Source organism: Methylosinus trichosporium OB3b (assembly GCF_002752655.1).
GTDB classification, from domain to species: domain Bacteria; phylum Pseudomonadota; class Alphaproteobacteria; order Rhizobiales; family Beijerinckiaceae; genus Methylosinus; species Methylosinus trichosporium.
Genome location: NZ_CP023737.1, coordinates 4,211,358 through 4,224,478 on the forward strand (window position 1 = coordinate 4,211,358; position 13,121 = coordinate 4,224,478).

At 67.6% G+C, this 13,121-nt stretch carries 12 protein-coding genes; 10 read left to right on the forward strand and 2 right to left on the reverse strand.

The annotated features are described in order from the left end of the window. Window positions 1-48: 48 nt before the first annotated feature. A complete protein-coding gene (locus tag CQW49_RS19935; protein WP_244441274.1) occupies window positions 49-1,356 on the reverse strand; it encodes an efflux RND transporter periplasmic adaptor subunit in 1,308 nt (435 codons plus the stop codon). A 226-nt stretch (window positions 1,357-1,582) separates the two neighbouring features. Next, window positions 1,583-2,359: a Bax inhibitor-1/YccA family protein gene (locus tag CQW49_RS19940; protein ID WP_003609547.1), complete on the reverse strand. Its 777-nt coding sequence runs from the start codon at window positions 2,357-2,359 to the stop codon at window positions 1,583-1,585. Between the two features lie 285 nt (window positions 2,360-2,644). Between CQW49_RS19940 and CQW49_RS19945 the strand changes: the two genes are divergently transcribed. From CQW49_RS19945 to CQW49_RS19990, 10 genes are all read left to right on the forward strand, one after another. Further along, complete coding sequence (locus CQW49_RS19945) at window positions 2,645-2,908, forward strand: hypothetical protein (protein WP_003609545.1); 264 nt, start codon at window positions 2,645-2,647, stop codon at window positions 2,906-2,908. Window positions 2,909-3,040: 132 nt separating this feature from the next. Beyond that, window positions 3,041-3,592, forward strand: coding sequence for a transcription termination/antitermination protein NusG (gene nusG, locus CQW49_RS19950; RefSeq protein ID WP_003609542.1), 552 nt, complete (start codon window positions 3,041-3,043; stop codon window positions 3,590-3,592). 110 nt (window positions 3,593-3,702) lie between these two features. Further along, complete coding sequence (locus CQW49_RS19955; RefSeq protein WP_003609540.1) at window positions 3,703-4,758, forward strand: methyltransferase domain-containing protein; 1,056 nt, start codon at window positions 3,703-3,705, stop codon at window positions 4,756-4,758. Next, window positions 4,746-6,578, forward strand: a complete 1,833-nt coding sequence (gene asnB / locus CQW49_RS19960) for an asparagine synthase (glutamine-hydrolyzing) (protein WP_003609537.1) — start codon at window positions 4,746-4,748, stop codon at window positions 6,576-6,578. Before CQW49_RS19955 ends, asnB begins: the two co-directional genes overlap by 13 nt. Next, window positions 6,575-7,657 (forward strand): glycosyltransferase family 4 protein, encoded by a 1,083-nt coding sequence (locus tag CQW49_RS19965; RefSeq protein WP_003609535.1) that lies wholly within the window; start codon window positions 6,575-6,577, stop codon window positions 7,655-7,657. The genes asnB and CQW49_RS19965 overlap by 4 nt, the downstream gene beginning before the upstream one ends. Next, window positions 7,632-8,516, forward strand: a complete 885-nt coding sequence (locus CQW49_RS19970; protein WP_003609534.1) for an ABC transporter permease — start codon at window positions 7,632-7,634, stop codon at window positions 8,514-8,516. Before CQW49_RS19965 ends, CQW49_RS19970 begins: the two co-directional genes overlap by 26 nt. Beyond that, window positions 8,500-9,510: an FkbM family methyltransferase gene (locus CQW49_RS19975; protein WP_003609532.1), complete on the forward strand. Its 1,011-nt coding sequence runs from the start codon at window positions 8,500-8,502 to the stop codon at window positions 9,508-9,510. The genes CQW49_RS19970 and CQW49_RS19975 overlap by 17 nt, the downstream gene beginning before the upstream one ends. Before the next feature lie 12 nt (window positions 9,511-9,522). After that, complete coding sequence (locus CQW49_RS19980) at window positions 9,523-10,800, forward strand: ABC transporter ATP-binding protein (protein WP_003609530.1); 1,278 nt, start codon at window positions 9,523-9,525, stop codon at window positions 10,798-10,800. Between the two features lie 10 nt (window positions 10,801-10,810). Then, window positions 10,811-11,761, forward strand: coding sequence for a glycosyltransferase family 2 protein (locus tag CQW49_RS19985; RefSeq protein ID WP_003609528.1), 951 nt, complete (start codon window positions 10,811-10,813; stop codon window positions 11,759-11,761). Further along, window positions 11,758-13,089: a glycosyltransferase gene (locus tag CQW49_RS19990; RefSeq protein WP_003609527.1), complete on the forward strand. Its 1,332-nt coding sequence runs from the start codon at window positions 11,758-11,760 to the stop codon at window positions 13,087-13,089. Before CQW49_RS19985 ends, CQW49_RS19990 begins: the two co-directional genes overlap by 4 nt. Window positions 13,090-13,121 lie beyond the last annotated feature (32 nt).

The following is a 13,121-nucleotide window of genomic DNA, read 5'->3' on the forward strand; positions in this document are numbered from 1 at the left end:
CGAGCGAATTCTGATCGATCGAACGATTCCGTTCGATCGGAAATCGCTCTAGTCCAACCCCTCGAGACGGGTCTTGCCCAGCTCCGCCTTCAGCACGAACACATTGGTCGCGGCGACCTCCTCGCCGGGCGCGAGGCCCGACTGAATCTCGACGAAGTCGCGATCGCTCTCCCCGGCCGCGACCTTGCGCTTCACGAAGCCGTCCGGCGCGCGCACGAAGACGACCTGCTCGCCCTCGAAGGAGACGAGGGCGGAGCGAGGTATGCGCACGGCGGCTTCCCGCTCGGTCAGGAACACGCGCGCCGTCATCGCGGCGCCCGGCCGCAGCTGCAGGGCCTCATTGGAGAAACTGGCGATCGCTCGGCCTGAATGGGTCTCGTGATCTATGGTCGGGCGAATATAGACGATGCGTCCCTCGGCGGCCGCCTCTTCGCCATGGGTGAGCCGCACGCGCTGCCCCTCGCGCACATCGGCGAGATCGGCGATAGCGACGGAAATCTCGGCGGAGAGAATAGAGAGGTCGGCGATGGCGTAGAGCTCCTTCTCCTGCCCCTCGCCGCCGACCGGCTGGCCGAGAACCACGCGCCGCTCGATCACCTTGCCGCCGGACGGCGCGCGAATGTCCTTGCGGCGCAGCGCGCTCGGCTTTTGGCGCGGCAGCTCGGCGATCTCCTCATCGGAAAGATCGAGCGCCGCCAGCTTCTGGCGCGCGAGATCGACATGGAGCCGCGCCTCCTCATAGGCGCCGCGGGCCTTGAGGAAGGACTGCTCGGCGGCGATCTTCTTCTCGTAGAGGCCCTTCTCGCGTTGGAACAGCGCCGTTTGCAGATCGAGCGCGACCAGCGCGGCGAGATAATCGCTCTTGGCGTCGGCGACCTCGCGGCTGTCGATCACCGCGACGACCTCGCCCTTCTCGACGACATCGCCGAGCTTCTTGCGCAGCTCCGCGATCGTGCCGGCGACCTTGGCCGCGACCTTGCCGATGCGGTCGGAATCGGCCGTGAGCACGGCCGGGGCGGTGATGACGCGGGCCAGCGTCCCCGGGGCCGCGGCGACGGCGCCGATGTGCTCCGCGGCGATCTGCTCGGCAGAGAGAACGACGAGCCCGTCGTCCGCCTTGGCGGCGGGGACCGCCTCCTCTCCCGCGCCGAGCCAGGAGCGGAGGGATGTGGCGAGGGGGGGCAGGAGGGCGCCGAGCGCTATGCCGGCGCCGAGCGTCGCGCCGAGGCCGAGCCTGCGCATCCAGCGCTCCGGCGGGCGTGACGAAAATCCGGGCGCGCGCTCGCCCGCATCCGCCGGCGCGACGGTCGCCGTCAAAAGGCGACGGAGGAAGAGAACAGGGGCTGGACCGCGCATCTGCCAATTCTTAGCCCAGGCTGACGGCCGCGTCCACGGCGCCCCGCCGGAAAAAGCGGCGCCCGGCGGCGCGCGGGAGCGGGGAGTGGAGGTTTCGCGCCGTTGGTTCTCACGGGCGCTTCAGTTGAGGCTCCTGCCACTTGCTATTGCGGGGTTTTGTGGGACCGCCCACGAAAAAGGCCCCGCCGGCAGGCGGGGCCTCGATCGATGATGCGTTCGGATGCGATCAGTCGCTGTTGCGGTCGCCGAACAGGAACAGCAGCGACTGGAACATGTTGATGAAGTCGAGATAGAGCGAGAGCGCGCCGAACACGCTCGCCTTCGCCGCGACCTCCTGGCCGTAGCCGGCGCTCTGATAATAGCCGTCCTTGATCTGCTGCGTGTCCCAGGCGGTGAGGCCCGCGAAGATGAACACCGACAGGATGGACAGGCCGAACTGCAGCGCGCTGCTCTGGAAGAACAGATTGACGAGGCCCGCGATGACGAGGCCCCAGAGCCCCATCACCAGGAAGGAGCCGAAGGCCGAGAGATCGCGCTTCGTCAGATAGCCGTAGAGGCTGAGGCCGCCGAAGGCCGCCGCGGTGATGAAGAACACCTTGGCGACCGACGCGCCGGTGAAGACGAGCATGATCGTCGACATCGACAGGCCCATCACCGCCGAGAAGGCGAGGAAGACATTGCGCGCCGTCGCGGCCGAGATGCGGTCGGCGCGGAAGCCGAGGAAGAAGACGAAGGCCAGCGGCGCGAGCATCACCACCCATTTCAGCGGGGTCGCATAGAGCAGATGGCCGAAGGAGGTGAGCTCGATCTGGCGGCCGCTCTGGCTCGCGACGGCCATCATATGCGTGGCGAGCGCCACGAAGCCGGTAACGCCGAGACCGAGAACCATATGATTGTACACGCCGATCATATAGGCGCGCAGACCTTCGTCGATCTGCGCCGCGCCGGCTCTCGAGACGCCGCCCCGGTAGCCGAAGCTCGTGTTGCGGTCGAAATTGGTCATTTGATCCTCTCGAAAGGTCGCGCGGCCGGTCGATCCGTGCCCAGTGCGCGAAGCCTTGCGCCCGAATATGGCGTGTGATCTCGGCGAAAACAAGCCGTGGCGAAGCGAAATCTCGGCCGCGCGAATCATGCGCGATTGGCCACGCGATTTCAATATTTGCTCAATCTTTTTCGGCCTGCGCGCCACTTGTCGCCGTAACGCCTCCCCCGATTGGAGGATGGCGCCGAGGCGCGCCGACATATGATAGGAAGATTCGAGCGCCCAACAGGCAAAGATCGAGGCGGTATGACCGATCGCAGACGGCCGACACATCCAATTCGCCCGCGGCCCGCGGCCGCGCCTGCGTTCTCGACGGAGCCGCGCCCGCCCGAGCGTCGGACGCTGGAGGCGATCCTGCGCGCCGAAACGCTCACGCAAGCCGAAGCCGCCGCCACCGCCGGGCGCGCCGCGTTCGAGGCGCTCGCAGGGCTCGTCGAAGCGCTCGATCGCGGCGAGGGCCTCGATCGCGCGCTCGCTCGCGCGCGCGCGCTGCTGAAGCGGCGAGCGTGAACGGCTCCGTCGGAGCATCCGGGTTTTTCTCCGTACTCGCGACGAGGGCGCCGAAGGGCGAATCCGGGTAAGCATTGTCACGCGCTGAAGTTTGCTCGGCGCCGAACCGACGATATTTCGGGAGTAGCGATTTTGATTGCATTTCGTGACGATCCGCCGTCGCGCCGCGACGACGGGCCGACAGAGTCGACGCGACGCTGGTATGTCGTGCAGACGCGCCCGCAGCGCGAGGCTGGCGTCGTCCTTCAGCTCGAGGCGCAGAATTTTCGCGCCTTCCTGCCGCGAGTGACGCGCACCATTCGCCATGCGCGCAAGCTGCGCATGGTGCAGGCGCCGGTGTTCCCCGGCTATCTCTTCGTCTCTCTCGATCTGCAGCGCGACCGCTGGCGATCGGTCAACGGCACCTTCGGCGCCGTCGGCCTCATCATGGGCGACGATTATCCGGCGCCCACGCCGCATGGCGTCGTCGAGCAGCTGCTGTCCTGCGCCGATGCGCGCGGCGCGTGCCGCTTCGATCTCGATCTCGCCGAAGGCCAGAAGGTGAAAGTGCTGGCCGGTCCTTTCGCCGATGCGATCGGGAGTCTCGTCCGCCTCGGCGACAATGAGCGCGTGCAGGTGCTGCTCGACATCATGGGCGGACGCGTGCCGGTCACGCTCGAGCGCTCGGCTCTCGCAGCCGTCTGAGAAGCCTCACGCGCTGCGCGTGTGGCCGTTTCGTCACGTCCGGGAGGCGTCGGCCTCACCCGGACGGCGGTAGCGTGACACGAACCGCTCATAGGTCGAAAGGACTTTCATTGGCGCTCGCTCTCGTCTGTCCCATCGACAGATCGCCGCTGCACGCCGAGGGAGAGGCGTTGCGCTGCCCGCACGGCCATTCCTTTCCGGTCGTCGACGGCATTCCCGTGCTGTTGCGCGACGATGTGGCGCAGACGATCGGGATCGCGCATGCTTCGCGCGCCGCCGCGGACCAGCGCCCCGCGCGCCATTCCTCGCTCTATCTCGAGACGCTCGGAATCAGCGAGAGCGAAAAGAAAATGGCGGTCGCGCTCGCGGAGGCGACGTCGGCGATCGACCCGGTCGCCTCCGTCCTGATCGGCGCGACCAATGGCCTCGCCTATAAGCATCTGATCGGTCGCCTCGCCACTGTTCCCATTCCCGAGCTGCGCCTTCCCGACGGCCATGGCGAGTCTCTTCTCGATATCGGCTGCAGCTGGGGGCGATGGTCGATCGCCGCGGCGCGCAAGGGCTATCGCGTGACCGCGCTCGATCCTTCGCTCGGCGCCCTGGCGGCGGCGCGACGCATCGCGCGCTCGATGAATCTGCAAATCGACTTCGTCTGCGGCGACGCGCGTTTTCTGCCCTTCGCCGATGCGAGCTTCGACAAGGTGTTCTCCTACAGCGTGCTTCAGCATTTCAGCCGCGAGGACGCGTGCGCCGCGCTCGCCGAAACCTCGCGCGCGCTGGCGCCTGGGGGCGTCGCGCTGATCCAGATGCCCAATGCGCGCGGCCTGCGCAGCCTCGTCCAGCTGGCGCGGCGCGGTTTCGCCGAAGGCTCCGGATTCGAGGTCAGATATTGGCGCGTCGACGAGCTGCTCCGGACATTTTCCGCGACGATCGGCCCGACGCGCGCGTCGGTCCATTGCTTCTTCGGCCTCGGGCTCGAAGCGTCCGATGCGAGATTGATGACGCCGCCGCTGCGTCTGCTGCTGCGCGCGTCCGACATGATGCGGCGCATGGCCTCGCATGTCCCGCCGCTGCTGCATGTCGCCGACAGCCTCTATCTCGAATCCACGAAGCCACAGGAGCGTCGCGCCGCGCGCGCAGCGAGCGAGGACGCATGTGCGCGATAGCCGGCGTCTTCGCCTATCATTACGCCGCCAATGCGGTCGACGCAGCGGAGCTCATTCGCATGCGCGACCACATGGCGGCGCGGGGCCCCGATGGAAAGGGCGCATGGATCGACGCCGACGGGCGCATCGGCCTCGCGCATCGTCGGCTCTCCATCATCGATCTCACCGACGCCGGCGCGCAGCCGATGGCGAGCGAGGACGGATCTCTGATCGTGACCTTCAACGGCGAGATCTACAATCATCGCGAGCTGCGCGCAGGACTCGAGCGTCGCGGCAGACGTTTCCGCACGCGCTCCGACACCGAGGTGCTGCTGCATCTCTACGCCGACAAGGGCGAGGCGATGGTCGAGGATTTGCGCGGCATGTTCGCCTTCGCGATCCATGACGTCGCGCGTGAGCGCCTGTTGCTGGCGCGCGACCCCTATGGCGTGAAGCCGGCCTATTACAGCGACGACGGCTGGACCTTTCGCTTCGCCTCGCAGGTCAAGGCGCTGCTGGCCGGCGGCGGCGTCTCGAACGATCCGGAGCCCGCCGGGCATGTCGGCTTTCATCTTTGGGGAAGCGTGCCGGAGCCCTTCACGCTCTATCGCGACATTCGCGCGCTGCCCGCGGGGGCGACGCTCGTCGTCGATCGCCTCGGCGCGCATGAACCGCGGCGCTATCATCGGATCGCCGCGGTCTATCGCGACGCCGAGCGCGCGCAAGCGCGTCTCGGCGAGGCGCAGGAGCGCGTGCGCGAAGCGCTGCTCGACAGCGTGCGCCATCATCTCGTCGCCGATGTTCCCGTCGGCGCCTTCCTCTCCGGCGGCGTCGACTCGGGCGCGCTGCTCGGCCTGATGCGCGAGCTCGGCCAGGGCGATATAGAGACCGTGACGATCGCCTTCGAGGAATTCGCCGGTCGCCCCGACGACGAGGCGCCTCTAGCAGCGCAGGTCGCGCGCATCTATGGCGCGCGGCACACGAAGCGCATCGTCACCGCGCGCGAGTTCGAAGCCGATTTGCCACGCATCATGGAGGCGATGGATCAGCCGACGATCGACGGCGTCAACGCCTGGTTCGTCGCCAAGGCGGCCCGTGAGCTGGGGCTGAAAGTCGCCGTCACCGGCATCGGCGGCGATGAATTATTCGGCGGCTATTCGTCCTTTCGCGACATTCCCGCTTCGGTCGCGTTGCTGCGCGCTCCCGCGCACATACCAGGGCTCGGCGCAGCGCTTCGCTTGCTCGCGGTGAAAGTCGCACGCGGGCATCCGAAGGCGGCGGGGCTGCTCGAATATGGCGGCGACTACGCCGGCGCCTATCTGTTGAAGCGCGGATTGTTCATGCCCTTCGAGCTCGGCGGTCGACTCGATCCGCAGCTGCTGGCGCGCGGCTTGCGCCGGCTCGCGCCTCTGCGCGCGATCGAGGCGGAGCTCGCCCCGGGTCCGCGCGCGCCGTTCAGCCGCGTCGCCACGCTCGAATCGGCGTTCTACATGCGCAATCAGCTGCTGCGCGACATGGATTGGGCGAGCATGGCCCATTCTCTCGAGGTGCGCACGCCGCTCGTCGACAGCGCGCTGCTCGCCGAGGTCGCGCCCTTCGTGCTGCGCCGCAAGCCGGATGGCAAGCGCCTGCTCGCCGAAGCGCCCGCGCATCCGCTGCCGCGCGCGGTGACGACCCGCGCCAAGATCGGCTTTCTGACGCCCGTCGCCGGCTGGACCGCGCGCGCCGGCGAGCGGAGCGGAGAGCCCTGGGCGCGTCAGTGGTCGCGGCTCGTGTGGAGCCGCGCGCATCCCGGCGCGACGACGCCTGCGCCGCCGCTGCGCGCGATGGCTCTCGAATGAGAAGCGCGCGCGTGCTGGCGCTGCTTACCGACGGTTTCGGCGCATCGGGCGGCATTGCGCGGTTCAACGCCGATCTGCTGACGGCGCTCGATCATTCGCCGCATGTCGGTTCGGTGGTCGCGCTGCCGCGCCACGCTGGCGCGAGCGGCGCGGCGCTGGCGAAAATCGTGCAGCTGCCGCCGTCGCCGCGCCGCGCGCGCTGGGCGTTGCGCGCTACGACGCTGTGCGCCCGGCGCCGCTTCGATCTTCTGTTCTGCGGCCATCTCGCCGCCGCGCCGCTCGCCGCCGCGCTCTCCGCGGCGACCGGCGCGCGCCTCTGGATCGAGGCGCATGGCGTCGAGGCCTGGACCGATCCGGGCGAAGCGACGCGGCGCGCGGTCGCGCGCGCCGATCTCGTCACCACGGTCAGCCGCTACACGCGCCGGCGCCTGCTCGATTGGGCCGACATGCACCCTTCGCGCGTCCGCGTGCTGCCGAATGTGGCGCCGCCGCGCGCCTTTGCCCGAGAGCGTCGCGCCGATCTCGTCGCGCGCTATGGTTTGGAGAACCGCAAGACAGTGCTCACCGTCGGACGCCTCGCGGCCACCGAGCGCTACAAGGGCCACGACCGCGTCATCGCGGCGCTGCCCGATGTGGTCGCGCAATGCGCGACCGTCGTCTATCTGATCGTCGGCGCCGGCGGCGACGAGATGCGATTGCGCCGGGCGGCCGATGCGGCCGGCGTCGCCGATCGCGTGATCTTCGCCGGACATGTCGACGACGGCGAGCTGCCCGATCATTTCGCGCTCGCCGATGTGTTCGCCATGCCGAGCGACGGCGAAGGCTTCGGCATCGTCTTTCTCGAGGCGGCGCGCGCCGGTCTCGAGATCATCGGCGGCGATCGCGACGGCAGCGCCGACGCCCTCGCCGATGGCGCGATCGGACGAATGATCGATCCTTTCGATCACGCCCGCCTCGTCGAAGCGCTCGTCCTAGCTTTGACGAAATCTCGTCCATCGCGGCCGACGGGCGCCGTCGACCGATTTTGTTTCGAACATTTTGCAGAGCGTGTCGATGATCTCCTCCACTGCCTCGACTGAAACAGAGACGCCGGCCGAACAGAGCTCGCGCACGCCGCGCCGCGTGCTGGTTCTGGAAGCGGGTCGAATAGACAGCGATTATTGGGTCGACCTGTGGCGTTATCGCGATCTGTTCGCCATTCTCGCTTGGCGCGACATAGCGGTTCGTTACAAGCAGACCGTCATCGGCGGCGCCTGGGCGATCCTGCGTCCGCTGGTGACCATGATCATCTTCACCATCATCTTCGGCCGGCTCGCCAAATTTCCGAGCGACGGCGACGCGCCCTATCCGGTGCTGGTGTTCGCCGGAATGCTGCCATGGTTCTTGTTCTCGAGCATCCTCGCCGACGCGTCGCAGAGCCTCGTTTCCAACGCCAATCTCGTCGGCAAGGTCTATTTCCCGCGCATCGTCATTCCCGCCGCGGCGGCGATGGTCGCGATCATCGACTTCCTCATCAATCTGGCGCTGCTCGCGGCGATGATGTTGTTCTATGGAATGGCGCCGAGCTGGCGCATGCTGCTGCTGCCGGGCTTCGTGCTGCTCGCTTTTCTCGCGAGCTTCGGCCCGGCGCTCGTCGTCACCTCGCTCAACGCCAAATATCGCGACTTCCGCTTCATCGTTCCCTTCATCGTGCAGTTCGGGCTCTATGTCTCGCCGGTCGGCTTCTCCAGCGCCGTTGTGCCGCAGGAATGGCGCCTGCTCTACAGCATCAATCCGGTGGTGGGAGTGATCGACGGCTTTCGCTGGTGCGTGCTCGGCGGCGACAGCCCGCTCTATGTGCCGGGCTTTCTGCTGAGCATCGCCGTGGTCGCGGGCTTTCTCATCATCGGCTTTCGTTACTTCAGGCGAACGGAGCGCGGCCTTGCCGATCTTCTCTGACATGCCCGTCGGTTCCGCCGCTGGCGCGTCCGCGGGGAACAAATCCGGAGCGCTGCGCCGGCTGCGGCGCGCCGCCGAGGCGATGCATCGGTCGATCGCACGCAGCGAGGCCGCGACGCGAATTTATTTCACGCTGCTCGGCGGATTGGCGCGCCGTGCGCCGTCGCGCCTTCGGGAGATGGCGAAATGGGCCGCTCTCGGGCAGAATATTCCCTGGAAGCCGCTCGAATTCGCGGCGCGCGACGTCGTTGTCGGCGACGCCTCGCCCATCCGCCTCCATCCGCATCTCGGCGAGTTCGACGGCGCGGCGCTGTTCGATCATAGGCTCGACTATGAGCGCGCGGTGTTTCGTTGGCTCGAGGCGCACGCCGGCGCGCGTTATGACGCCATTGTCGAGATCGGCGCCAATGTCGGCGTCTATTCGGTGTTCTTCGACCAGCTGACGCGACGCAGCGATGCGCGCCTCACGAAGATCTACGCCTTCGAGCCATCGCGGACCGCCTATGCGCGGCTTCTCGCCAATCTCGCCGTCAATGACGCGCGCGCGGTGACGCCCTTCTGCGTCGCCGTCGCGAAAGCGAGCGGCTTCACACGCTTCTTCGAGCCGGACGGGCATCTGACGAATGGATCGCTGGCGCAGGATTTCGCGCAGAGCTTCTCCGTCGATGTGCGGGAAACCCTCGTCCTCGCCGTCGACGCCATGGCGCTGGAGCCGCTGCTGGCGGCGCATCGCCGCGTGCTGGTGAAGATCGACGCCGAGGGACTGGAGCCCGAGATACTCGCGGCCATGGAGTCCTTGCTGGAGAGCTATCGTCCCGATCTTCTCATAGAGGTTCTGCCGGAGATCGACCGACGGCTTCGCGCCGCGCATTGTCTTTCTCCCTATGGCTTCCTGCATCTTTTCACCGACGACGGCCCCAGACGCTGCGACAGCCTCGTCGCCGATCCTTCGGCGCGGGACTGGCTGCTCACCGCATCGCCCATCGAAACCTAATGGAAAGCGCCTTTGACCGACATCGCCATTCGCGCCGAGAGACTCGGCAAGACCTATGTCATCGGCCATGAGGACGAGAATCTTCGCGGGGCCTCGTTTCGCCGCGCGCTGGCGCGAAGCGCCCGCAATCTCTCTCGCGCCTCGCTCGACATGCTGCGTGGCCGGCCGATCATCGCAGGCGACACCACGGAGGAGTTCCACGCGCTGCGTGACGTCGAGTTCGAGATCGCGCGCGGCGATGTGGTCGGCGTCATCGGGCGCAACGGCGCCGGCAAATCGACGCTGCTGAAGATCCTCTCGCGCATCACCGAGCCGACGAAGGGAAGGGTGGAGATCGCGGGGCGCGTCGCCAGCCTGCTGGAGATCGGCACGGGCTTTCATCCAGAGCTCAGCGGCCGCGAGAATGTGTTCCTCAATGGCGCCATTCTCGGAATGAGCCGCGCCGAGATCAAGCGCAAGTTCGACGAGATCGTCGCCTTCGCCCGCATCGATTCCTTCATCGACACGCCGGTGAAGCGCTATTCGAGCGGCATGCAGGTGCGTCTCGCCTTTTCGGTCGCCGCCCATCTCGATCCGGAGATATTGCTGATCGACGAGGTGCTCGCTGTCGGCGATCTCGAGTTCCAGAAGAAATGCCTCGGCAAGATGGGTGAGATCGCCGGCCGCGACGGGCGCACCGTGCTGTTCGTCAGCCATCAGCTCGGCATGGTCGCGCGACTCTGCACGCGCGGGCTGCTGCTCTCGGGCGGAACGCTCGCCTTCAGCGGCACGGCCGGAGAGGCGATCGAGCGCTATGTGGCGCAGAGCGCCGGCTCCAACAAGCGCAGCTTCGCCGACGAAAAGCGGCTCGAAGCGCTGCCGGCGGCGATCGTCGGCGTCGAATGCGTCGGCCCGAGCGGCGCGGCGACCGATCATTTCGCATCGCGTGACGCGATCCGTGTGCGCGTCAGCCTGCGCGTCCGCCAGGCGATCGGCGGCATGCTGCTCGGCATCGGCATAGAGAACCGCCATGCGACGCGCGTCTCCACCTGGGTCACACGTCTCGCCGAGCATATGGAGGAGGGGCAGACCAACGCCGAGATCGAGATCGAGATCGAGCCGGATGTGATCGCTCCCGGCGGATATACGTTCACGCTCGCTCTGCATGAAGCGGGGATCGTCTATCATCGCATCGAGGACCAATGTCCGATCATGATCATCGACTCGGGCTCGCAAATGACTCAGTTCAGCAATGTCGACTATGGCGTCGTCCTGGTGCCTGCGCGCTGGCGCACGCGCGCCGCCGCCTGAAGCGCAAGCCATGCCGAACTCCTCATCTCCTGCGGCGGCGCAGGACGACGCCGTCGCCGTTATCGTGCCGTGCTATGACTCGGCGGACACGCTCGCCGAGACGCTCGAGAGCGTCCTCGCGCAAGAAGGGCCGCTCGAGATCATCGTCGTCGATGACGGTTCGCGCGACGAGTCGCTCGCCGTGGCGAGGCGCTTCGAACCGCGTGTGCGCGTGGTGTCGGGCCCCAATCGCGGCGCCTCGGCGGCGCGCAATCGCGGCGTTGACGAGACGCAATCGCCTTGGATTCTGTTTCTCGACGCCGATGACCTCATCGAGCCGGGCACGCTATCGCGCCGGCTCGAGACGGCGCGCGCCAGCGGGGCCGATGTGATTGTCTGCGACTGGCGCGAGTTTTCCGGGCAACCTGCCGAGGGCGTGACGCGCTCGCTCGATTGGACGGCGATTCGGCGGGACGCCGAGCATGCGATCGCCGCGGGCGCCTGGGCGACCACCGCCGCCATTCTCTATCGGCGTGCGCTGGTCGAGCGCATCGGCGGATTTCGCGCCGATCTGCCAGTCATTCAGGATGCGCGCTTCTTCTTCGACGCCGCCGCCGCGGGCGGACGCTTTGCGCATTCGCCGCATCTCGGCGCCTCCTATCGATTGCGCCCCCAGAGCCTGTCGCGCCGCGATCCGACGCGCTTCCTGCTCGACATTCTGTCGAACGGCAAGCAGATCGAGGAGTCCTGGCGCGGGCGGAACGTGCTCGACGATATGCGCCTGCAGGCGTTGATGGGCGTCTATAATGTCGCCGGGCGCGGGCTGTTCAGCCTCGGGCATGAGCAATGGTTCGAGGCGGTGGCGGCGCAGCGCAGCCTCGGGCTTCCACTGCCGCGTCACTCGCGTGTGATGGAGCCGCTCGCGCGCATGATCGGCCTGCGCCCCGCTCGCCTCCTCGGCGCGCTGGCGAAGGTCGCATGAGCGGTCGGCGTCACCTGCTCCAGGCCTCCGCCTGGTATCCGCCTTATGATCTCGGCGGGACCGAGATCTATCTCCAAGGATTGGTCGGAGAGCTCGCCGAACGCGGCGTCGAGAGCGTGATCGTGGTTCCGCGTCCAGACGGCGCGCCGCAACGTTATCGCCATGAGGGCGCTTGCGTCGAAACCTATCCGGTCAGCGGCGCGGCGACGGCGCACGAGCTTCGTCGCGGCGCGCCACATGCCGGTTTCGAGGAGTTTCGCACGGTGCTGGCGCGGCATAGCGGCGCGATCTATCACCAGCACTCCTGGACGCGCGGATGCGGGCCGCAGCATTTGCGAGCGGCGCACGAGCTCGGGCTGCGCACGGTCGTCACAGTGCATGTCGGCGGCGCTTTCTGTCTGCGCGGCACGATGATGCTGCGCGGCGAGGGCCCTTGCGACGGCTTTATCGACGAGCGTCGATGCGCCGGCTGCTGGGCGGAGTCACGAGGGCTGCCGAAGCCACTGGCGATGCGGCTCGCGTCTTTGCCGCTCGGCGCGGCGCGCGCAGCGCGCCGTTTCGCATCGCCTGTGGCGACGGCGCTGTCGGCGCGCGCGCTCGGCGCAGAGAAAAAGCGGGATCTCGCCGAGATGATCGAGCGCGCCGATCGCATCGTCGCGGTCTGTGGATGGCTGCGGGACGCGCTCGTCGCCAATGGCGCGCCGGAGAAGAAGCTGGTCGTGAGCCGGCAGGGCGTGACGCGCGGGTTTCTCGCGAACGCGCGCGCCAATCCGCGTCGTCCCCGTTCAGGGCGGCTGGAGCTGCTCTATCTCGGACGCTGGCATTGGACAAAGGGAGTCGACGTCGTCGTGCGTGCGATCGCGGCGCTGCCGCGCAGCCTCGATCTCCGTCTCACCATGCGCGGCCCGGAAGGCGGCGCCGAGGAGCGCGCCTATAAGGCTGATATTCGCGCGCTGGTCGGCGATGATCCGCGCTTTTGCTTCGCCGACGCCGCGCCCAATGCGCGTTTGCCCGAGATCATGGCGCTGCATGATTGCCTCGTCGTCCCGTCGCTCTGGCTCGAGACGGGACCAATGGTGGCGCTGGAGGCGCAGGCTTGCGGGCTTTTCGTGCTCGGCTCGCGGCTCGGCGGACTCGCGGAGCTGCTGGACGGACGCGGGGGCGGCGAGCTCGTGGAGGCGGGCTCGGTCGAAGCCTGGCGCGACGCGATCCTGCGCCTCGCCGAGCGCGGCGCTGAGAACAATGTGCTGCGCGAGACGAACGAACCGCGGACGATGGCCGCGGCGGCCGCGGACATGATCGCGCTCTACGACGAGCTCGCAGGATGAGGCGCGTCGCGTTCGCGTCGTCTGCGTTCTGC

Excerpts from the sequence above, each read along its gene's own strand:
- CQW49_RS19935 (WP_244441274.1), bottom strand. The coding sequence starts at position 1,356 with ATGCGCGGTCCAGCCCCTGTTCTCTTCCTCCGTCGCCTTTTGACGGCG.
- CQW49_RS19965 (WP_003609535.1), top strand. The coding sequence starts at position 6,575 with ATGAGAAGCGCGCGCGTGCTGGCGCTGCTTACCGACGGTTTCGGCGCA.
- CQW49_RS19970 (WP_003609534.1), top strand. The coding sequence starts at position 7,632 with ATGATCTCCTCCACTGCCTCGACTGAAACAGAGACGCCGGCCGAACAG.
- CQW49_RS19945 (WP_003609545.1), top strand. The coding sequence starts at position 2,645 with ATGACCGATCGCAGACGGCCGACACATCCAATTCGCCCGCGGCCCGCG.
- CQW49_RS19990 (WP_003609527.1), top strand. The coding sequence starts at position 11,758 with ATGAGCGGTCGGCGTCACCTGCTCCAGGCCTCCGCCTGGTATCCGCCT.
- CQW49_RS19940 (WP_003609547.1), bottom strand. The coding sequence starts at position 2,359 with ATGACCAATTTCGACCGCAACACGAGCTTCGGCTACCGGGGCGGCGTC.
- asnB (WP_003609537.1), top strand. The coding sequence starts at position 4,746 with ATGTGCGCGATAGCCGGCGTCTTCGCCTATCATTACGCCGCCAATGCG.
- CQW49_RS19985 (WP_003609528.1), top strand. The coding sequence starts at position 10,811 with ATGCCGAACTCCTCATCTCCTGCGGCGGCGCAGGACGACGCCGTCGCC.